This is a genomic window from Lysinibacillus sp. FSL K6-3209, assembly GCF_037976175.1.
GTDB lineage: Bacteria > Bacillota > Bacilli > Bacillales_A > Planococcaceae > Lysinibacillus > Lysinibacillus sphaericus_D.
Genome location: NZ_CP150264.1, coordinates 1,174,826 through 1,196,444 on the forward strand (window position 1 = coordinate 1,174,826; position 21,619 = coordinate 1,196,444).

Consider the following 21,619-nt stretch of genomic DNA (forward strand, 5'->3'; position numbering starts at 1 on the left):
TAATTCCATGTATTCTAACTTTCCATTACATAAAAAATCAGCTATGATGGAACTTATAAAAGATTTTTTACGTTAACTAATAGGAAGGGAACGAGTGTGTTTGAGCGATTGGTACTTTGAATATGAAATTCAGGTGAATCGCCCTGGATTATTAGGAGATATTGCTTCACTTTTAGGGATGCTTCGTGTCAATATTATATCAATAAATGGTGTCGATGAAGACAGGCGTGGTATGTTAGTGCATACAGACAATGATGAAGCAATTGAGCGTTTTCGTACAATTGTTTCGACAATGGAACATATCCACGTTACTAAATTTCGACAACCAAAACTCCGTGATCGTTTAGCTATTAGGCATGGTCATTATATTCCTCGAGATGCAGATGAAAAAAATACCTTTCGCTTCGTCCGAGATGAACTAGGTATTTTAGTGGATTTTATGGCAGAACTCTTTAAAAAGGAAGGTCATAAACTCATTGGAATACGTGGGATGCCTCGGGTTGGTAAAACGGAATCTATTGTTGCGGCAAGTGTTTGTGCCAATAAAAAGTGGATTTTTTTATCATCTACAATGATTAAACAAACTATTCGTAATAAGCTTGCAGGCGATGAATTCAGTGACAATAATATTTTTATATTGGACGGCATTGTAACGCGTCGTTCAGCTGATGAGCGACATTTACAATTAGTGCGTGAAATGATGAATATGCCTTCGATTAAAGTTGTAGAGCATCCGGATATGTTTGTTCAGCATTCTGAATATAAGATTGAGGATTTTGATTATATTATTGAACTACGGCATCACCCAGATGAAGAAATTACTTATGAAATAATGGAAAAAAATCAGATGATGTCCGAATCCGATTCATTTGGAGGATTTAATTTTTAATTTGATATTAAAGTAGGTGTTATTAGTGGCGGAATTAGGGACTCGACTGAAAGAGGCGAGACTGTCTAAAGGCTACAGCTTAGACGATTTACAAGAAATAACGAAAATTCAAAAACGTTATTTAGTAGGTATTGAAGAAGGCAATTATTCAATTATGCCAGGTTCGTTTTATGTACGAGCTTTTATTAAACAATATGCAGAGGCTGTTGGGTTAAATCCAGAGGAAATTTTAGAGACATTTAAAAGCGAATTGCCAGGGACACCGAACGACCAAGTTAGCCAATCATTGACTCAAACTTCAACCAGAAGAAAGGTTTCAAAAAGCCCTTCAAACAAAATGATGGAGGCCATGCCAAAAGTCATTGTTGCTTTATTTATTATCGTTATTATTGTTGCAATTTGGGTTCTGTTACAATCAAAAAGTAAAACAGGATCAAGTGAATTTGATGATTCGACACCAATGGTGGAGTACGATAAAAAACCAAAACCAATAGATAATGAAAAAGAAAAAGAGGAAGAAGATAAAAAAGCTCAAGCTAATACAGAAAAAGAGCAGACAGAAGATGTAACACCAGATGATAGTAAAACCGAAGAGGTTAAGCAAACGATTTCAGCAGGTACAATCGAAGCAGATGGCGCTACAACATCTTACACTTTAACGGGTACTGATACATTTAAAATACGAATTGAAGTATCAGGACCTACATTTATTGGTATTCGTAACCAACAGCAGCAAGAATTACTGACTGATACTCGTGTGTATAAAGCCGGGGAAATTGTAGAGTTTGATGCAACAGCACAAAGCTATGCACGTATTCGTTTAGGTAATTCTACGCAAGCTAAGGTCTATATTAATGACGAGCTTTTAACGTATGCACAGCAAATCGTAACGCAAAATATTGTCGTCAATTTCAATAAAGAACAGTAGTCATCCTATGATGACTACTTTCTTTCATCATGAAAGGTGTTAGAAAAATGAACATTCCAAATAAAATTACCATTTCACGTATCTTACTTATTCCGTTTTTTGTCATTGTTATGATGTTTGATTTCGGCTGGGGAACAATGACCTTATTTAGTGCAGAGATGCCAGTCCATCATTTTGTTGGAGCTCTTATTTTTATTATTGCATCGACTACGGATTGGGTAGATGGTTACTATGCGAGAAAGTATAATCTTGTAACGACGTTTGGTAAATTTTTAGACCCATTAGCAGATAAATTACTTGTTTCTGCAGCATTTATTCTAATGGTAGAGCTTGGTATGGCACCAGCTTGGATTATTATTGTTATTATTAGCCGTGAATTTGCTGTAACTGGCTTACGTTTAATTCTTGCAGGCGGTGGAGAAGTGGTAGCAGCCAATCAGCTTGGTAAGATTAAAACATGGGCACAAATTGTTGCGATTGCAGCAGCCCTTTTACACAATACAATATTTGTGTATTTTGGAATTCCGTTTGATAAAATAATGTTATATATTGCATTATTCTTTACACTTTGGTCTGGATGGGATTATTTCTATCTAAATCGACGTGTGTTACTTGAGTCTAAATAAGAAAGGTCTTGTGGAGTATGAATGCTGAAATCCTTGCAGTTGGCTCAGAGTTATTACTTGGACAGATTACAAATACAAATGCAAAATTTATTTCAAATCAGCTATCTGAATTAGGAATTAATGTGTTTTATCATACCGTTGTTGGTGACAATTCAAAACGGTTAGAAGAAGCCATTAGCATAGCGGAAGCGCGCGCTAATCTCATTATTTTTTCAGGAGGCTTAGGTCCAACGAAGGATGATTTGACGAAGGAGACGATTGCTCGTCATCTTGGGGTAGACCTTGTATTCGATCAAGTTGCATTAACATACATTGAGGAGTTTTTTGCTAAACGAGGCCGTTCAATGACGGAAAATAATCGCAAGCAGGCGCTAGTATTAGCAGGTAGTGAGGTGCTTGCTAATCATCATGGTATGGCACCGGGAATGATTTTAACAAAAGATAATTGCACTTATATTTTACTTCCGGGCCCACCAAAAGAATTAGAGCCGATGTTCCAATTTGAAGCGAAGCCAAAGCTTGGTAAAATGCTCAACGATGGCGGAGTGATTGTGTCTCACGTAATGCGTTTTTATGGTATTGGAGAAGCAGAGTTAGAAGTGCGTGTGCAGGATATTTTAGATACACAAACCAATCCAACGGTTGCCCCGCTAGCAGCTGATGGAGAGGTCACTTTACGCGTAACAGCAAAGGCTCAATCAGAGCACGAAGCGCATCAGTTGATTGCTGCAAAAGTGGCAGAAATTCGTGCTATTGTTGGCGACTATCAATATGGCGTAAATGATGACTCACTTGCCTCAAAAACGGTGGAAATGTTGCAGGACAATAATTTAACGATTGCTGCGGCAGAAAGTTTAACAGCTGGTTTATTTCAATCAGAGCTGGCTGAAATACCAGGGGTAGGCAATGTGCTCATTGGAGGAGTAGTGACCTATACCGAAGATGCGAAGGTCAAGCAGCTTGGCATTTCTCAACAATTACTAGATACGCATGGTATTGTGAGCAGTGAATGTGCAGCGGCAATGGCTAGTGCAGTACGTCAAAAATTTGGTACAAGTATCGGTATCGGGCTAACAGGTGCGGCTGGTCCTACGGCACATGACCATCAGCCGGTAGGAACGGTATGGATTGGTATTGCAATAGGTGACGAAGAGCCAATTACGTATTTACTTCACTTATCCGGTATGCGCAATACAAACCGATTGCGTGCCGTGAAGTTTACTTGTCACTATTTAATGCAGCAATTGGAAGTACGAGGTTACAAGAAACGTATGTAACTTGCTTCACAAGTCTATCACTTCTAAAAGTGTAAGAGGAATGCTAAGACGCATAGGTTGTGAAGCTATTACGCTGAAATAGGATAGATAGATTACAATAGTTCAAAATGGGAATTTGGGTAGGAAAAACTTATCCAAATTTTTATTTTGCACAAAAATCGAATAAATGTTCGCTTTTTTCTTGCGTGTTCTCTCAAAAACAAGTATAGTAGAGATAGACAAAAACAGTGAACAGTTTCGAAGGAGGAAAAATAATGAGTGATCGTAAAGCAGCCTTAGAACAGGCGTTAAAACAAATTGAGAAGAATTTCGGTAAAGGCTCTATCATGAAGCTGGGCGAAAAAACAGATTTAGAAATCGCTACATCTTCAAGTGGTTCGCTAGCACTTGATGCAGCATTAGGTGTTGGTGGCTATCCACGTGGACGTATTATTGAAGTATATGGTCCGGAATCATCAGGTAAAACAACCGTTGCGCTTCATGCTATTGCGGAAGTACAAGCTAAGGGCGGACAAGCTGCATTTATCGATGCTGAGCATGCATTAGATCCAATTTACGCACAAAAATTAGGCGTAAATATTGATGAACTATTATTATCTCAACCAGATACAGGTGAGCAAGCGCTGGAAATTGCAGAAGCATTAGTGCGTAGTGGTGCGATTGATATTATCGTTATTGACTCTGTTGCAGCGCTCGTACCAAAAGCTGAAATCGAAGGCGATATGGGTGACTCTCACGTTGGTTTACAAGCTCGTTTAATGTCTCAAGCATTACGTAAGCTTTCAGGTGCTATCAATAAATCAAAAACAATTGCTATTTTCATTAACCAAATTCGTGAAAAAATTGGTGTTATGTTCGGTAACCCAGAAACAACTCCTGGTGGTCGTGCGCTAAAATTCTATAGTTCCGTCCGTTTAGAAGTACGTCGTGCTGAAGCAATCAAACAAGGTAATGACATTATGGGTAACCGTACGAAAATTAAAATTGTTAAAAATAAAGTGGCACCACCATTCCGTACTGCTGAAGTTGATATTATGTATGGTGAAGGGATTTCTAAAGAAGGCGAAACGGTTGATTTAGGTGTAGAATTAGATATCGTTCAAAAAAGTGGATCTTGGTATGCGTATGGCGATGAGCGTCTAGGCCAAGGTCGTGAAAACGCAAAACAATATTTAAAAGAAAACCCTGCTGTTTTAGATGAAATCGCAAATAAAATTCGTTCGTCTTACGGCATTGCTGCACAATCGTATACAATTGCTGCACATGATGACGAGGAAATGGATGAAGAGTTAATGCTTCTTCTTGAAGATGAAAAATAATAATGCATCGTTCTCACTCTAAAGGGGTGAGGACGATTTTTTTGTTTTCATTGATAGGTATGAATTACGATTGACCGTCTGCAAAATATAGCCAGTAAGAAAGAAGTCTTCGTTTTGTCAAAGAAAGTGAAAATAATTGTATTAAGATGTACGCAATTGTGGTAATAATTGTATTATAACCTTTGTCCCGAATAAATAAATTTTTAAGGAGCACAGGTATTTTATCTAGCACAAAAGGTGCAGTAAATTTATAGACCTTATGGATATGACTTACTTTTTTTCTGTCAGATAGGCGAACAGATGCCCGTCTATCCTTGACAGAGCTTGGGGCTAGCTATACAATTAAATATGTATAATTTCTGAATTATGACTTTAAAATAGGCAGTACAATTTTTGTATGCGCCGACTGAAACTGTATTACCCAAATAGCAAGAGGAGGTGTTCATATGGATGGAATTACTATCATCTCCGCTTTGCTTGGACTCATCGTTGGTGCCGCTGTTAGCTATATCTACATGAAAAAAGTGAATGACTCAAAAATCACTGGTGCTAAACATGTCGCTGAAACAATCGTTGAAGAAGGAAAACGAGAAGCGGAGGCATTAAAGAAAGAAGCACTACTTGAAGCCAAAGATGAAACTCACAAATTTCGCACTGAAGCAGAAAATGACATTCGTGACCGTCGTTTAGAACTTCAAAAACAAGAGAACCGTTTATTGCAAAGAGAAGAGAATCTTGATCGCAAGGATGATGCTCTAAATAAGAGAGAAGCCGGCTTAGAGCGTAAGGAACAAGCTCTAGCTGAAAGACAACAGCATATTGAACAGATGGAAAGCAAAGTGGACGAGCTCGTTGCAGCGCAAAAAACAGAGCTAGAGCGCATTTCTGCATTAACAAGAGATGAAGCTAAGACTATTATCTTAAGTGAAGTAGAAAAAGAGCTAGCAACTGATATTGCTGTGATGACGAAGGAATCTGAGACGCGCGTGAAAGAGGAATCTGATAAAAAAGCGCGTGAAATTTTATCATTGGCACTACAACGCTTTGCAGCAGATCACGTAGCAGAAACAACTGTTTCTGTTGTGAACTTGCCAAATGATGAAATGAAGGGTCGTATTATTGGTAGAGAGGGTCGAAATATTCGTACACTCGAAACGTTAACAGGTATCGATTTAATTATCGATGATACGCCAGAAGCCGTTATTTTATCTGGTTTTGATCCAATTCGTCGTGAAACGGCTCGACTTGCACTTGAAAAGCTGGTACAGGATGGTCGTATTCACCCTGCTCGCATCGAGGAAATGGTTGAAAAATCTCGTCGCGAGGTAGATGAACAAATTCGTGAAACAGGGGAACAAACGACATTTGAAATCGGCATCCACAATCTACATCCTGACTTAATGAAGATTTTGGGCCGTATGAAATATCGTACAAGCTACGGGCAAAATGTCCTAAAACATTCGGTGGAGGTCGCACATTTAGCAGGCTTACTAGCTGCTGAACTTGGTGAAGACGTAGCGTTAGCTCGTCGTGCTGGCTTATTGCATGATATAGGTAAAGCAATCGACCACGAAGTTGAAGGAAGCCATGTTGAAATCGGCGTGGAATTAGCAACGAAGTATAAAGAACATCCTGTTGTTATTAACAGTATCGCTTCTCACCATGGTGATACAGAAGCAACATCTGTCATTGCAGTATTAGTAGCTGCAGCTGATGCATTATCTGCAGCGCGTCCTGGTGCTCGAAGTGAGACACTGGAAAACTATATTCGCAGACTAGAAAAATTAGAAGAGATTTCTGAAAGTTACGATGGTGTTGAAAAATCATATGCCATCCAAGCAGGGCGTGAAATCCGTATTATTGTTCAACCAGAAAAAATTGATGATTTAGCTTCTCATCGACTTGCGCGTGATATTCGTAAGCGCATTGAAGAAGAACTAGATTATCCAGGACATATTAAAGTAACTGTTATCCGCGAAACACGTGCAGTGGAGTACGCGAAATAATAAAATAAATGGCTCCTCTTGCCTACAAGCAAGGGGGGCTTTTTTTATGTGTATGAACGAATCAAGCAGTGTCTTGTCTTTTCAAAAGAGCTAACATTTAGCTCAAATAAGAAATGAACAACAACATTTGGCATTGTGCAGTGTTCCTAAAGATGGGAACACTTTTTTTGTGTCCAATTTTATATAAGAAAACCGCCGTATTAGCTCTTTTCCAAGATGAATAAAAGAGGGAAATCGATAATATAATAGGCAATAAAACTTTTTGCCGAAAAAATTATCGGAGGAAATAACGAAAATGAGTATTGCTAGCATATGTAATGTCAAGGAGTGAGGGGCGTTGCAAGAATCTATCACCTTGCAGGATGTATTGAGAATAGTACGAAAGCAATTGCTGTATATTATGAGCTTTGCACTTTTTTTAGCATTAGTCATTGCGTTCTTTAGTTTTTTTATAATAAAGCCTACCTATGAAGCGCAAACACAGCTATTAGTAAATCAAAAAAATATCGACCAACAAGCACGTTTAGGCGTACAACAGGTGGAAACGGATTTGCGTTTAATTAATACGTATAATGTCATTATTCAAAGTCCTGCTATTTTATCGAAAGTGATTAGCCAGCTCGATTTAGATAGTACACCAGAGAAATTAAAAGAACAGATTACTGTATCGAGTGCGAGTAATTCCCAAGTTGTGAATATTGCCGTTCAAGACAAGCAACCCGATATGGCAGTTAATATTGCCAATACAGTAGCAGAGGTATTTCAAGAGGAAATTCAAGTGTTAATGACGATAGACAATATTAATATTTTGTCAGTAGCGACATTAGATGGCAAACCTGAGCCAGTAGCGCCAAACAAAAATTTATATATTGTAGCTGCTGCGATGCTAGGATTCATCGTAAGTGCTGGCTTTGCTGTATTGATAGAATGCTTTGATACAACAGTTAAGACAGAGCAAGATATTGAAGAAATCATTGGCTTGCCGATTATGGGTATCATTAGCAAAATCAACGATGCAACCTATAAAAATATATGATGGAATCCCGTACCAGAAGGAGGGAGTAACGATGTTTCAACATAAAAGAGCAAATAAAAAAAAACTAGCCAAAATGGGCAGGAAGCTTGTGACAGTAGCTAATAGTAATTCCTTTGTTTCAGAACAATTTCGTACAATCCGAACAAACATTACCTTTGCAATGCCCGACCAAGAAATCAAAACGATTTTAGTGACATCTGCCACACCGGGCGAAGGAAAGTCCACAAATGTCGCTAATTTAGGCGTTGTCTTTGCACAAGAAGGCAAAAAGATAGTAATTGTTGATGCAGATTTACGTAAGCCAACCATGCATTATACGTTTCGCTTACCAAATATAAGAGGACTATCAAATTTACTGACTAGACAATATGAAATGGCAGACGTGTTACACAGTACAGATATTCCGAATCTTTTTGTTCTGACAAGCGGACCAATTCCTCCTAATCCAGCAGAGCTTTTAGCTTCTAAAACGATGGATAGCGTCATTGTTCAATTGATAAAAGATTTTGACATTATTATTTTTGATGCTCCGCCATTGCTATCGGTCACGGATGCGCAAATTTTGTCTAATAAATGCCATGGCACACTATTAATTGTCAATAGTGGTGTTGTGGAAAATACAAGCGTACTAAAAGCAAAATTAAGTCTTGAGGCGTCAAAGGCGAATATTTTAGGTGTCGTTTTAAACAATTATAAAACACCACTTGGTGAATATTATGATCACTATTACCGGTAGTATCTGGGCATAGATAGGGAAGTGAAATGTAATGGTCGATATGCATAGCCATATTTTAGTGAATGTTGATGATGGTCCCGAAACAGTAGAGGAGACATTCCAATTATTTGAACAATCTATTGCACAAGGCATTACAGCTATGATAGCGACATCACATGTTCTGCATCCATTATATAATGTTCATTTTCATGAAGTGAATGAACAAATTGCACAATTACAACAGGAAATTAACAACCGAAACATGCCGTTAACACTTTATCCTGGGCACGAGGTGAGACTGGCGGGGAATATTTTAGCGTTGTTTGAGAGTGGGCAGTTGCACACATTAGCCCATTCGAATTACTTATTATTAGAGCTTCCATCAGGTTACATGCCGACGTATACACGAACAATGATTTACGATTTATTGACAGCAGGTATCACGCCAATCATTGCACATCCAGAACGCAATACAGCCATAGCAGAAGATCCAAGTTGCTTGGAGCAACTTATACGAGAGGGGGCACTCGCACAAATAACCGCAGGCAGTTTAGCTGGTCTATTTGGCAAATCAATTCAACAGCTCTCTTTGAGATTAGTTCGCTCGAACCTCATTCATACATATGGTTCGGATGTGCATAATGGAACGACACGCCCATTGTTATTTGAAAAAGGTCTTCGTTTTTTAGAAAAGCACAAACAATTAGATGCAGTGGATGATTTTTTAGCCAATAATGCACGAATCATCAACAATCAGCCTATCATAGTAGATGAACCTGATCATCAATTCACAAAAAAAGGTTGGCGTTTATTTTAAGTAGGCACAAACTTGTATGACTAATTGAAGGTATTAAATAAATAAGGGGACCGTAGGGATGAGAGTTGTTTTTATGAGAAGTAATCCAATATCTCCAGATCCTAGAGTTGAAAAGGAAGTGGACAGCCTTATAAAAAATAACTGGCATGTACAAATAGTAGCTTGGGATAGAGATCGCAAATATAAGGAAAAGGTACAATTTTTAAAGCGTACACAGGCCATTAAAATCACAAGGTTTGGCATCCCTGCTACCTTTGGTGGAGGATTTAAAAAAAATTTATTTCCACTATTGCGTTTTCAAATAAAACTATTTCAATGGCTACTTCAACATAAAAATACCTATGATATTATACATGCTTGTGACTTTGATACAGCATTTATCGGCACGATATGTGGGAAGTTACTCCATAAAAAAGTTATTTATGATATGTTTGATTCCGTTACTGCACCCTTTCATGGACCAGCAATGATAGGGAAAGTTGTTGAAAAAATAGATATCGCTCTGTTGAATCGTGTGGATGCTGTCATTATTTGTACAGAAAAACGAAAAGGTCAAATAGCGAATGCATCACCTAAAAAAATAGAGGTGATTTATAATACGCCACTTCCTATGCCGTTAAATCATGACTTTCATTTGAACAATGAGAAAGTAAAAATAGTCTATGTTGGCATATTAGCAAAGGAAAGACTTATTAAAGAACTAGTTGAAATAGTAAAAGCGAATGGAAACTATGAATTGCATATAGGTGGATTTGGCGAGTATGCAGATGAATTGGCCGAACTCGCACAAAAGTATGACAATATCCTCTATTACGGGAAGATTCCATATGACAAAACACTCGCTTTAGAAAATAGTTGTGACATTATGACTGCGATTTACGACCCCGAAGTTTCTAATCACTATTATGCAGCACCGAATAAATTTTACGAGGCACTGATGCTGGGAAAACCTTTAATTATGGTGAAAAATACAGGAATGTCGGAAGTAGTAGCAGCACATAATCTAGGAGAGTTAATTGATTATAATCAACATAGTTTACAACAAGCTATTGAAAAGTTAATTGAGCGCAAAAAAGAATGGCCAGAAATATCTCGTAAAATGAAGCTGTTATATGAAGACCACTATAGCTGGAGCGAAATGGAAAAGCGAATTATTACATTATACAGCCATTTATAGCAGCACATAATATTACATTTCAAGGGGGATTTCAGACGATATGAAAATATTATTTGTTGCGCAAAATTTTCAGATGGGCGGTATTCAAAAGGCATTAATTAATACATTGAAAGAACTTAGTGTTGATGAACAATATGAAATTGATATTTTTACATTCGGTGAAGGTGAGCTTTTAAAGGACATCCCTCCTAACGTCAATGTAAATATCGGCAACTTACTATTACAACTAATCGCTACCCCCTTTTATGTCGTGAAACAGAGAAAAAACGGCTGGCATATTATGCTGCGCTTAGTATGTATGTTGCTTGTACGCATTATTGGCTCTAACAACTTTTATACATTACTTTTAAAAAAACATCGTCCTAAAAAACATTATCATACAGCTATTTCTTATTTTAATGACGCACCAAATAGTTATTTTAACCGAGGTACAAATTTATTCGTCGATAAATTTGTACAGGCACATAAAAAGCTTGCATGGATACATACCGATCCATTAAGAGCAAATTTTAATTATAAAGTTTGTGTCAAAACCTATAAAAATTTTGATAGATTAATATGTGTTTCTGAAGCATGTAAGGGAAATTTCCTGAAATTTCTCCCGCTATATCAACATAAAATACACGTTGTCTACAATTTTTTTCCGATAACGGAAATAAAAGAGTTAGCAACAGATTATATGCCATTTGAAAAAGGAACAATGGATTTATTATCTGTTGGTAGAATGGACAATGCCACAAAAAGATTCGACCTTATTCCATATATATGTAAGCTTTTAAAGGAGTCTTCTATCAAGCAATTTTATTGGCGAATTATAGGCGATGGACCGGACTTACTTTTTAATAAACAATTAGCATTACAATTAGGTGTAGATGATGTAGTTGAATTTGTTGGGGAATGTCATAATCCATATCCGTTTATTAAAGAAAGCGATGTCCTTATATTAACTTCAGCGTATGAAGGTTATCCGATGGTAGTTGGCGAGGCATTAATATTAGAAACGCCTGTGATTACGACGAATTTTGCAGCAGCAGGTGAACAAATACAACATGGATTCAATGGATTGATAACAGATGGGGATATAGAGGATATGTACGCGGTCATAGCTAATATCATCCAAAGTAAGGATTGCCTCGACAAGATGAAAAAGTATATTGAAGAAAATAGTTATACAAATCGAAAGGCACGAGAGCAATTAGTATTGGAGTTTGATCGCAAATGATCGAAAAAAGGAAAAATTATAGTATATTGCTTTGTGTTGTTTCCAGTATTTTTGTTGTGTTCAAAATGTATACAGATAATCCTCTTTTTCTTTGGTTTTTTATCTTATTTGTAATGACAGCGATGCTGTTGGCTAAACAACAACATCGACTAGATTATTTACTGTTCTTTATTTCTTGGGTATATGTCATAAAGTTTGAATTAACAGGTCACTCACTTTTTGTCGTGCTAAGCTTTTTTTATATTGTGTTAAGTATAGGAACGCTTTTTCTACACAAAAAGAGGATTTCAACACAGCTTGTTTTAACATATGTTCTTTTTGTGTTTTTTGCTGTTGGGGCAACACTTTTTAGTAGCGGCAATGTCATCGAAGCGTTTGGCTTTGTATTAAATTATAGTGTAATCTTTTTTGCTGTTCTGTTTATCGATTCCAATGTTTATTATAGAAGATATACGTATGTTTATGCAGCAGGTTTATTATGCGCTGCTATCGTACGGTGGGTAAGTTTTTCTGTTCCAGCGATTAATCACTTTATTGAGTCCATGACAATCGTTAATACAGTAAAAACAACAAGTACCATTAATACGCGGTTTACAGGTTTAGATTTAGATCCGAATTATTTTAGTTTGCAAATTCTAATAGCCATTGCGTGCCTAGTCGTTCTTTATTATTACAACAACAAATTAGAGGTTACACCGATTGTGCTTATTCTAATCTTATCTATATTTGGTGTATTTACTTATTCTAAAATGTTTATTATCACATTGATCACATTGATTTTATTAACGTTCATAATGTTTATAAAGAACAATGTCAAAACAGCGATTAAATTTGCTTCATTTATTGTAGTAATGGTAAGTGTTTCGTTATTTTTTTTTTACGAGAGACTATTCGAAATTTATTGGGTTCGCTTTTTTGGCGCAGGAACATCGACAGATGCTATTACGACTGGTCGAGTAAGTAGCTGGAATATGTTTGCGACAGAAATTTTACAAAGTACGAAAATCGTAGTTTTTGGAGCGGGGTTTGGCACGAGTTTCTCTACTGCAAAAATGGCACACACAATGTATCTATCCACGCCATATTATCTTGGGGTACTAGGAATAACACTTGCATTACTATACATCTTCTCTTTAAATAAAGTTCTCCGTCAAAATAGTAGTAATCGTAAAACAAACCTTCAATACCTAACCATCAACGCAATTCCTCTCTATATTATGTTAATCGCTAATACTGTACTTGATTCGTTCGTTATGGATTATTTCCCTTTTCATATATTGATGATTATGTTTGCCTTAACACTTAATAAAACGCAGGAGCATGAGGTTGGGGGGTGATGCAGTGCCATTATTAAGTATTATTGTGCCCATTTATAATGTGGAGCTGTATTTACAACAATGTGTAGATAGCATTTTAAGACAAACGTTTGAGGACTTTGAATTAATACTGGTCAATGATGGCTCAACGGATAATAGTCCCAACATATGTGACGATTATGCTACACGCGATGCAAGAATTATTGTCGTGCATAAAGAAAATGGTGGCCTTGTTAGTGCGCGCAAAGCGGGCCTAAGCATTGCAAAAGGAAAATATATTGGATATGTGGATAGTGATGATTGGATTGAAGCTGACATGTATCAAGCACTATGTGATGCAGCACAAGCTTTTAATGTAGATATTGTGATTTGCGATATTATAGAAAATTATCTAGATTATGAAGTGAGAAGTACGCAAATTGTGAAACCTGGATTATATCGAAAGGATAGAATGATAAAAGAAGTTTACCCGATGATGTTGTATGCGGGGCAATACTATCAGTTTGGATTATTTCCTTCTGTTTCAAATAAACTATTTAAAAAGTCACTTCTTGAAAAATTTCAATTTCGTGTCGATGATCAAATACGCATGGGGGAAGATGTTGCCTGTACATATCCAAGCTTACTTAATGCGAAAAGTATCTATCTATTAGACAAACAGTATCTTTATCATTATCGCCAAAATCCTTCTTCCATGACAGCTAGCTATGATCAGAAATTTTTTGAGAAAACACTCGTCTTATATAAACATTTGAGAGGTTTATCCCCAGCTCCTTATTTTGCAAATCAACTACAGTATTATTTGACCTATTTAGTGATTGCAGGAGTCCATAATGAATTTCATCGAGAGAATAAGAAGAGCTTACGAGAAAAAAGAGTCTTTCTCAAAAAAATGCTTAAACATCGCGACATTAACGAGGTGTTACAGGCAATTTGTCCAAATACATTGCCATTCAAAGTGAAAATTATCACTGTATTATTAAAGAGACAATCTATTTTTTTACTATATGTATTGGCTAGGATGAAACAAAAAACTAATTTTCGCAAGGCTATAAAAGGAGCGAAATGAGAACAAGGAAAATTTTATTAAACTTATTTTCCAATGTCATGTTGCAAGTTGTGACCGCCGTGATTAATTTTATTTTGCCTCGATTATTTATGACGACTTACGGTTCTGCTACGAATGGACTTGTGACATCGATTAAGCAATTTTTAGGTTATTTAAAAATTGTAGAAGCGGGTATCGGTAGTGCATCCGTCGCAGCACTTTACAAACCATTAGCTATGAACGACAAAGAACAGATAAATGGCATCCTTTCAGCCACGCACTATTTTTATCGACGTTCGGGTATGGTTTTTGTTGTATTAGTAGCCTTGTTGGCTATGCTCTATCCGCTGTTGGTAAAGGAAGATGTGTCACCTCTAACCGCATTTTATATGGTGCTGATTTTAGGTATCAGTGGTGTATGGGAATATTTTTTGATTGGGAAATATTACGTTTTGCTAACAGCAGATCAAAAAAGCTATATTGTGTTCCGTATTCAAACATGCTTATTGGTTGTTAGTACAATGCTCTCTTTGACTTTATTAACACTGGGGTTTTCAATCATTATTGTAGTTGGCAGTTCTAGCATTCTATTATTATTAGATATTCTTTTTTTAAAAGTATATGTCCAAAAAAAATACCCATATTTTAATAGTAAAGGAACACCAAATACATCAGCCATAAATAAAAGATGGGATGCTTTAATCCATCAAATCGCCTCGCTTGTTGTTTTTAATACACCGTTTATGTTCATTACTATTTTTCTTGGACTTGCAGAGGTTAGTGTATTTACTGTATACAATATGGTATTTAATGCGATTACATTATTTATTTCCGCTTTCTCCGGTGCGATGTTAGCAGCCTTTGGAGACATACTTGTAAAAGAAGAGCGAGAGGCATTGCAACGACATTTTCATCATTTTGAATGTATTTTTTTTGCAGTCGTTGCTTTCGGTTATACATGCACAGCCCTGTTAATTTTGCCTTTTATAACAATTTATACAGCAGGTGTTGAGGATGCAAACTATATAAGACCATGGTTAGCAACACTCTTTGTCATAGTAGGTATTGCTAATGCAATACGAATTCCTGCGAATACATTAGTAAATTCGGCTGGGCATTTTAAAGAGACGAAAAATAGAGCGATTATGGAAGCGGCCATTAATCTTTCTGTGTCCTTTGTTTTAGTTCAATTTTTAGGGGTGGAAGGTATTTTAATAGGCGGGCTTTGTTCGTATGCCTATCGTACTTGTGACCTAATCTTTTATACATCTAAAAAAATATTAAAAAATTCCGTACGTATTACGGTTAAAAAAATAGTGCTGAATTTTGTTTTGGCATCTATCGCGGCATCCCCATTTCTATTTTTCATCGAACTACATATCGTGAGCATAAAGGCATGGTTTTTAGCAGCTATATGCATTGCTTTATGGACCATTTTAGTAGTTGTGCTGGGAAATTTTATGTTTCAACCGACAACGATGCGAGAAATTTTGCTGCATTTTAAACGTGTAATTTCCAATGATTAGCAACGCTTTCTAGTAGTGAGGAAGCATACAAGCTAGAGAAAATAAGATAGATTGTTTAGAAATGGCAGGTGGAAAAATGAAGCCAGTTGTGAAGGAAATATTTTTACTAAGGTTTGTCGCCTGTTTAGGAATTGTTTTAATGCATAGTGTCACTTTAGGATTGGACTTGTTCGATATAGAGAAAAGTACAATATTTATTGTGCTGACATCGCTTCAATTAGCATTAATGTTTGGAACACCTATCTTTATTTTTATTTCGGAGTTTGTTATTGCTTATTCCTATCCACATCAACTGCCAAAAAAATTTTATAAAAAACGATTGAACTATATTTTTCTTCCGTTTATTTTTATCGGTTTTTTGGATGCGGCTTTTCATTCAATAAGCATGACTAATGTTGAATTTGATAAGAAGATTATTTTAAATTTTTTTGAAGGTGATTTCCACGGGTATTTTATCGTGATCGTCTTTCAGTTTTATTTTTTACATCCATTATTTGTGAAATTTGTTGTACCCAAATACCGTGCTTACCAAGTGATTATGACGGCATGTCTTGTTAATTTTTCTTACCTTGCAGTCTTTAATTTTTTCGATCCTTTTCGGTATTTATCGTTCCTTCCTTATCTAGAAGTGGAATGGAATGTGTTAAATAAGATGCCGTTTCCCGCTTGGATTGCCTATTTTGTCGTCGCCTATTATTGCGGTAAAAACTATGAGCAGTTTTTATTGTTACTCCAACGATTGCGTTATTTCTTACCGAATGTAGGTATACTTACACTCGGTATATTACTCGCCAGTCAATGGTCTGGCTTGATTACTGAAGTTCACTCTAAGAGGATTGATGTAATCCCCTATACATTGAGCATAGCCTTTCTATTGTTTTATATGGCAAATAAAGTAAAGCACATGCCTAAGTTTGTGACTTTTATTAGCCGATACTCATTTGGAATTTATTTACTACATCCTCTTTTTATTATTTTACTAAAAACTATTTTTATAAAATTTATAGATGATGTAAGTGTATTTACTGTTATTATCACAACATTTTTATGCAGCACGATATGTTCTATCTGTGCTACGTATTTGCTGAATAAATGGCGGTTTGGTCCTTATTTAGTAGGGCAAGTACATGCAGAAGAAAGCTTAGCGAACGACAAAAAAATTGCCGGTAAAACAAAACAGGTACTTCATCAACGTTAATGAACGCCAGTTAGACGAGATGCTTTTGGCTTAAAAGAGAAATGAAAGCAAGCAAATGCAAACAAGGGATATAATTTAGTGATGGTTTTTCTTTATATTTTGCGATTGATGAAGAAAAAATGGTAAACTCTAATGAGTGTTATTGATAGAAAGAGTGGTTTTGTAAAATGAAAGTAATTTTTATTGGAGATATCGTCGGTTCAATTGGCCGAGATGCGGTAGAAAAATATTTACCACGATTAAAAAAGAAGTTTAGTCCAGATGTTGTTATTGCAAATGGTGAAAATGCAGCAGCAGGTCGTGGGATTACACGTAATATTTATAATGATTTATTACAAATGGGTGTAGATGTTATTACTATGGGTAACCACACTTGGGATAATAAAGATATTTTTGATTTTATTGATGATGCTGATTATTTAATTCGCCCTGCGAACTTTTCGTCTGAGGCACCGGGTAAAGGCATGGTGCAAATTGCGAAAAATGGCGTTACATTATCAGTTATTAATTTACACGGTCGTGTATTTTTGCCACCGCATGAAGATCCGTTTGCAATGGCTGAACAATTGATTGAAGAAGCTCGTAAAACGTCACCGCTTGTATTTGTAGATTTCCACGCTGAAGCGACAAGCGAAAAAATAGCGCTTGGTTGGCACTTGGATGGCAAGGCATCGGCAGTCGTTGGAACGCATACGCATGTGCAAACAGCAGATGCGCGCATTTATCCTAACGGTACTGCTTATATTACAGACGTAGGTATGACTGGTCCTTATGATGAAATTTTAGGCATGACAAAGGAAAGTGTGATTTACAAGTTCCAAACAAATATGCCGTCTCGTTTTGAAGTACCGAAAAAGGGCCGTGATGTGTTAAGTGGCTTTTTTGTTGAGATTGATGACAAGACAGGGAAGGCATTGCGTTGTGAAAGAATTTATATTAATGAGGACTATCCGTTTCAGGCGTAAGATAAACTACTGTGCATTTTTTTATGTGCAGTAGTTTTTTTGTTGTGTTGAGCTATTTTAACGAAAGAAAATAACTCGTTTTTTTAAGGCTTTACAATATATAAGAATTGAAAAATAGTCTATTTTCATATTGCCGAGCATAAAATGAGCTACGGACAATAACTTGGGGACCAAAAAGGGGGACATGAGTTGTTGAGCGTAAACACTATTCGCGAAACGGGGAGGAATAATTGTGGATTCATTAAAAGTATCGTCACGCTCTAATCCAAATTCAGTTGCAGGTGCATTAGTCGCGGTAATAAGAGAAAAAGGGCAAGCAGAAATGCAGGCAGTTGGGGCAGGTGCACTTAACCAAGCCGTGAAAGCAGTGGCCATTGCACGCGGATTTGTAGCGCCAAGTGGCACAGATTTAATTTGCGCTCCGGCGTTTGCCGATATTTTGATTGCGGGCGAAGAACGTACAGCCTTAAAGCTGCTAGTAGAAAAACGAGTTCGATAATAAAGTAGAACTTTAATCGGTGGGGGGAAACCTCCACCGATTATTAGTGCCAGTCACCGAAACAATTCTGAATTTTTATCGCTCTGTCAGTAGGGCGAATAAAGTAAAAATCCACGATTGCTCCTGTGGGACACACAACGTATGACGCAACAAGCCTCGTAAAATCGGGGGTTGCGGCTTGTATCGTGCCCGCAAAAAGCGAAGTGGATTTTTTTACGTGCCAGTCACTCATACAATTATTCTACACTTGAAATTAGTGAGTTAATTTTTTATACTTAATTGATTTGAAAATTACAACTTTTTGAACAACATTTTCAGTCAAAGGTCTGAATTTCGTCTAATTCATTGAATAACAATAGTGTAGACCGTTTCTTCGTGTTAAACTTATGAAGGAAAAAAATAATAGTATACATTGGATTTAAGGAGTTGTTGAGATGTTACATCAGCTTTCGTGGAAAGTCGGTGGGCAACAGGGTGAAGGGATTGAGAGTACAGGTGAGATTTTCTCGATGGCAATGAATCGTCTAGGTTATTTCCTATACGGTTATCGTCACTTCTCTTCTCGTATAAAAGGTGGCCACACTAATAATAAAATTACAGTTCGTCCAACAGAAGTACGTTCCATTGCGGATGATTTAGATATTTTAGTGGCGTTCGATCAAGAAACAATCGACGTCAATTATAAAGAATTAACAGAAAAAGGGATTATTTTAGCCGATGCAAAATTTGAACCTGTAAAGCCAGAGGATTCAAAAGCGCCATTATTTGCCGTACCATTCACAGAAGTGGCAGCTGAACTAGGTACAACGTTAATGAAAAACATGGTTGCTATTGGAGCTACTGCTTCACTTCTAAACTTAGAAGACGCTGTGTTCCAAAATGTTGTGGATGACATCTTTGGTAAAAAAGGTGAAGAGGTTGTTCAGAAAAACATGGAGGCCATTGCGCGTGGTCATGACATGATGAATGAATTATTAGGCGATCGTGTTGGTGAGTGGGCATTAGCGCCAGCTGATGGTAAACGCCGTATGTTTATGATCGGTAATGATGCAGTAGCACTTGGGGCATTAGCTGCGGGTACACGCTTTATGGCAGCTTATCCAATTACACCTGCATCTGAAATTATGGAATACCTTATTAAAAAATTGCCAAAATTCGGTGGTGCTGTGATTCAAACAGAAGATGAAATTGCTGCAGCGACGATGGCGATTGGTGCAAACTTCGGTGGTGTTCGTTCATTTACAGCGTCAGCAGGTCCTGGTCTTTCACTTATGATGGAAGCAATCGGTCTTTCAGGTATGACTGAGCAGCCTCTAGTGGTGATTGATACACAACGTGGGGGCCCATCTACTGGCTTACCAACGAAACAAGAGCAATCTGATTTAATGGCAATGCTTTATGGTACGCATGGTGAAATTCCAAAAGTGGTGATTGCACCTTCTACAATGGAAGAAGCATTCTTTGATACTATTCAAGCGTTTAATATTGCAGAGGAATTACAATTGCCAGTTATTTTAATGACAGACTTACAATTATCACTTGGTAAACAAACGGTTGAACCATTCGATTACAATAAAATTGAAATTCGTCGCGGTAAAATTGTCACGGATGATATTGAAGCTTCAGCAGATAAAGCTTACTTCAAACGTTATGAAGATACAGAAGATGGTATTTCACCGCGTGTGTTACCAGGTCACTTAAATGGAATCCACCATGTTACTGGTGTTGAGCATGATGAAACAGGGAAACCATCTGAAGCAACGGGCAATCGACGTGCACAAATGGACAAACGTTTCCGCAAGCTAGAAGCCCTGAAGTTTGATACACCAGTTTACAAAAATGCACCACATGAAGAAGCGGATGTATTATTAGTAGGCTTTAACTCAACTCGTGGAGCAATTGAAGAAGTACAAGAGCGTTTAAACGCACAAGGCATGAAGGTGAACCATGCGCATATCCGTTTAATTCACCCATTCCCTTCTGCTGAGATGGCACCTCTTGTAGCGAAAGCGAAAAAAGTAATCGTTGTGGAAAACAACTACACAGGTCAATTGGCTAATATCATGAAAATGAATATTGGTGGTCACGATAAAATTGAGATGATTACAAAATATAACGGTACACCATTTTTACCAGGTGAACTAGAAAATAGAGTGAAGGAGTTGACTCGCTAATGGCAACGTTTAAGGATTTTCGTAATACAGTGAAACCGAACTGGTGCCCAGGATGTGGCGACTTCTCTGTACAGGCTGCGATTCAACGTGCAGCAGCAAATGTAGGCATCGAACCAAACGAGCTAGCTGTTATTTCTGGGATTGGCTGTTCAGGTCGTATTTCAGGTTACATTAATTCATATGGTTTCCACGGTATCCATGGTCGTGCATTACCAATTGCACAAGGATTGAAAATGGCCAATCGTGATTTAAACGTCATTGCCTCTGGTGGTGACGGAGATGGTTTTGCGATTGGTATGGGTCATACAATCCATGCCATCCGTCGAAATATTGATATTACGTATGTTGTGATGGATAACCAAATTTACGGTTTAACAAAAGGGCAAACATCTCCACGCTCGGCCGCTGGGTTTATTACAAAATCAACGCCAGGTGGTGCAATTGAGCCATCATTAAAACCTTTAGAAGTAGCCTTAACTAGTGGTGCAACGTTTGTGGCACAGGGCTTCTCAACGGATATTAAAGAATTAACAGCTTTAATTGAAGCGGGCATTAACCATAAAGGCTTTTCTTTCATCAACGTATTTTCACCATGTGTTACTTACAACAAAGTGAATACGTACGATTGGTTTAAAGAAAACTTAACAAAGCTAGCTGATATTGAAGGTTATGATAATGCTGACCGTGGCATGGCAATGCGCACAGTAATGGAGCATGAAGGCTTAGTAACAGGTATTATTTATCAGGATAAAGAAAAAACTTCTTATCAAGAAAAAGTACCTGGCTACGCTGAGTTGCCATTAACGGATATCGACATTAAAATGAGCGAAAATGAATTCGATGCACTTGTGCAGGAATTTATGTAAATAAAAACATTGAAA

General features: G+C 37.1%; 19 protein-coding genes. All 19 read left to right on the forward strand.

The features are described 5' to 3' along the window. The first annotated feature begins 100 nt into the window (after positions 1 to 100). The 19 genes from MHH88_RS05540 to MHH88_RS05630 all read left to right on the forward strand — a co-directional run bounded on the left by MHH88_RS05540 (position 101) and on the right by MHH88_RS05630 (position 21,604). Complete coding sequence (locus MHH88_RS05540; protein ID WP_103977636.1) at positions 101 to 889, forward strand: DUF3388 domain-containing protein; 789 nt, start codon at positions 101 to 103, stop codon at positions 887 to 889. 16 nt (positions 890 to 905) lie between these two features. Next, positions 906 to 1,817, forward strand: coding sequence for a RodZ domain-containing protein (locus MHH88_RS05545; RefSeq protein ID WP_172583013.1), 912 nt, complete (start codon positions 906 to 908; stop codon positions 1,815 to 1,817). Positions 1,818 to 1,864: 47 nt separating this feature from the next. Next, a complete protein-coding gene (gene pgsA, locus MHH88_RS05550) occupies positions 1,865 to 2,443 on the forward strand; it encodes a CDP-diacylglycerol--glycerol-3-phosphate 3-phosphatidyltransferase (protein ID WP_024361963.1) in 579 nt (192 codons plus the stop codon). Between the two features lie 17 nt (positions 2,444 to 2,460). Beyond that, entirely contained in the window at positions 2,461 to 3,720 is a 1,260-nt protein-coding gene (locus tag MHH88_RS05555) for a competence/damage-inducible protein A (protein WP_339261756.1), read from the forward strand. A gap of 254 nt (positions 3,721 to 3,974) precedes the next feature. Next, the gene (gene recA, locus MHH88_RS05560; protein ID WP_069510054.1) at positions 3,975 to 5,039 is read left to right on the forward strand and encodes a recombinase RecA; all 1,065 of its coding nucleotides are present in this window, start codon (positions 3,975 to 3,977) and stop codon (positions 5,037 to 5,039) included. Between the two features lie 446 nt (positions 5,040 to 5,485). Continuing rightward, positions 5,486 to 7,045, forward strand: a complete 1,560-nt coding sequence (gene rny / locus MHH88_RS05565; protein WP_069510052.1) for a ribonuclease Y — start codon at positions 5,486 to 5,488, stop codon at positions 7,043 to 7,045. A gap of 337 nt (positions 7,046 to 7,382) precedes the next feature. After that, positions 7,383 to 8,081: a Wzz/FepE/Etk N-terminal domain-containing protein gene (locus MHH88_RS05570; RefSeq protein WP_339261757.1), complete on the forward strand. Its 699-nt coding sequence runs from the start codon at positions 7,383 to 7,385 to the stop codon at positions 8,079 to 8,081. A gap of 31 nt (positions 8,082 to 8,112) precedes the next feature. Further along, entirely contained in the window at positions 8,113 to 8,817 is a 705-nt protein-coding gene (locus MHH88_RS05575; protein WP_339261758.1) for a CpsD/CapB family tyrosine-protein kinase, read from the forward strand. Between the two features lie 31 nt (positions 8,818 to 8,848). Beyond that, the gene (locus tag MHH88_RS05580; RefSeq protein WP_339261759.1) at positions 8,849 to 9,613 is read left to right on the forward strand and encodes a CpsB/CapC family capsule biosynthesis tyrosine phosphatase; all 765 of its coding nucleotides are present in this window, start codon (positions 8,849 to 8,851) and stop codon (positions 9,611 to 9,613) included. Positions 9,614 to 9,671: 58 nt separating this feature from the next. Next, entirely contained in the window at positions 9,672 to 10,790 is a 1,119-nt protein-coding gene (locus MHH88_RS05585; protein WP_339261760.1) for a glycosyltransferase family 4 protein, read from the forward strand. Positions 10,791 to 10,830: 40 nt separating this feature from the next. Further along, complete coding sequence (locus tag MHH88_RS05590) at positions 10,831 to 12,012, forward strand: glycosyltransferase (protein ID WP_339261761.1); 1,182 nt, start codon at positions 10,831 to 10,833, stop codon at positions 12,010 to 12,012. After that, positions 12,009 to 13,349 (forward strand): hypothetical protein, encoded by a 1,341-nt coding sequence (locus tag MHH88_RS05595; RefSeq protein ID WP_339261762.1) that lies wholly within the window; start codon positions 12,009 to 12,011, stop codon positions 13,347 to 13,349. The genes MHH88_RS05590 and MHH88_RS05595 overlap by 4 nt, the downstream gene beginning before the upstream one ends. Positions 13,350 to 13,353: 4 nt before the next feature. Continuing rightward, positions 13,354 to 14,397, forward strand: coding sequence for a glycosyltransferase (locus MHH88_RS05600; protein WP_339261763.1), 1,044 nt, complete (start codon positions 13,354 to 13,356; stop codon positions 14,395 to 14,397). Further along, positions 14,394 to 15,902, forward strand: coding sequence for a polysaccharide transport protein (locus tag MHH88_RS05605; protein WP_339261764.1), 1,509 nt, complete (start codon positions 14,394 to 14,396; stop codon positions 15,900 to 15,902). Before MHH88_RS05600 ends, MHH88_RS05605 begins: the two co-directional genes overlap by 4 nt. 61 nt (positions 15,903 to 15,963) lie before the next feature. Next, complete coding sequence (locus tag MHH88_RS05610; RefSeq protein ID WP_339261765.1) at positions 15,964 to 17,100, forward strand: acyltransferase family protein; 1,137 nt, start codon at positions 15,964 to 15,966, stop codon at positions 17,098 to 17,100. A 167-nt stretch (positions 17,101 to 17,267) separates the two neighbouring features. Then, entirely contained in the window at positions 17,268 to 18,065 is a 798-nt protein-coding gene (locus MHH88_RS05615; protein ID WP_024361951.1) for a TIGR00282 family metallophosphoesterase, read from the forward strand. Positions 18,066 to 18,297: 232 nt separating this feature from the next. Continuing rightward, complete coding sequence (locus MHH88_RS05620) at positions 18,298 to 18,564, forward strand: stage V sporulation protein S (RefSeq protein ID WP_010858535.1); 267 nt, start codon at positions 18,298 to 18,300, stop codon at positions 18,562 to 18,564. Positions 18,565 to 18,998: 434 nt separating this feature from the next. After that, positions 18,999 to 20,738, forward strand: a complete 1,740-nt coding sequence (locus MHH88_RS05625) for a 2-oxoacid:acceptor oxidoreductase subunit alpha (RefSeq protein ID WP_024361950.1) — start codon at positions 18,999 to 19,001, stop codon at positions 20,736 to 20,738. After that, the gene (locus tag MHH88_RS05630; RefSeq protein ID WP_339261766.1) at positions 20,738 to 21,604 is read left to right on the forward strand and encodes a 2-oxoacid:ferredoxin oxidoreductase subunit beta; all 867 of its coding nucleotides are present in this window, start codon (positions 20,738 to 20,740) and stop codon (positions 21,602 to 21,604) included. Before MHH88_RS05625 ends, MHH88_RS05630 begins: the two co-directional genes overlap by 1 nt. Positions 21,605 to 21,619 lie beyond the last annotated feature (15 nt).

Excerpts from the sequence above, each read along its gene's own strand:
- pgsA (WP_024361963.1), top strand. The coding sequence starts at position 1,865 with ATGAACATTCCAAATAAAATTACCATTTCACGTATCTTACTTATTCCG.
- MHH88_RS05555 (WP_339261756.1), top strand. The coding sequence starts at position 2,461 with ATGAATGCTGAAATCCTTGCAGTTGGCTCAGAGTTATTACTTGGACAG.
- recA (WP_069510054.1), top strand. The coding sequence starts at position 3,975 with ATGAGTGATCGTAAAGCAGCCTTAGAACAGGCGTTAAAACAAATTGAG.
- rny (WP_069510052.1), top strand. The coding sequence starts at position 5,486 with ATGGATGGAATTACTATCATCTCCGCTTTGCTTGGACTCATCGTTGGT.
- MHH88_RS05575 (WP_339261758.1), top strand. The coding sequence starts at position 8,113 with ATGTTTCAACATAAAAGAGCAAATAAAAAAAAACTAGCCAAAATGGGC.
- MHH88_RS05580 (WP_339261759.1), top strand. The coding sequence starts at position 8,849 with ATGGTCGATATGCATAGCCATATTTTAGTGAATGTTGATGATGGTCCC.
- MHH88_RS05585 (WP_339261760.1), top strand. The coding sequence starts at position 9,672 with ATGAGAGTTGTTTTTATGAGAAGTAATCCAATATCTCCAGATCCTAGA.
- MHH88_RS05590 (WP_339261761.1), top strand. The coding sequence starts at position 10,831 with ATGAAAATATTATTTGTTGCGCAAAATTTTCAGATGGGCGGTATTCAA.
- MHH88_RS05595 (WP_339261762.1), top strand. The coding sequence starts at position 12,009 with ATGATCGAAAAAAGGAAAAATTATAGTATATTGCTTTGTGTTGTTTCC.
- MHH88_RS05605 (WP_339261764.1), top strand. The coding sequence starts at position 14,394 with ATGAGAACAAGGAAAATTTTATTAAACTTATTTTCCAATGTCATGTTG.
- MHH88_RS05610 (WP_339261765.1), top strand. The coding sequence starts at position 15,964 with ATGGCAGGTGGAAAAATGAAGCCAGTTGTGAAGGAAATATTTTTACTA.
- MHH88_RS05615 (WP_024361951.1), top strand. The coding sequence starts at position 17,268 with ATGAAAGTAATTTTTATTGGAGATATCGTCGGTTCAATTGGCCGAGAT.
- MHH88_RS05625 (WP_024361950.1), top strand. The coding sequence starts at position 18,999 with ATGTTACATCAGCTTTCGTGGAAAGTCGGTGGGCAACAGGGTGAAGGG.
- MHH88_RS05630 (WP_339261766.1), top strand. The coding sequence starts at position 20,738 with ATGGCAACGTTTAAGGATTTTCGTAATACAGTGAAACCGAACTGGTGC.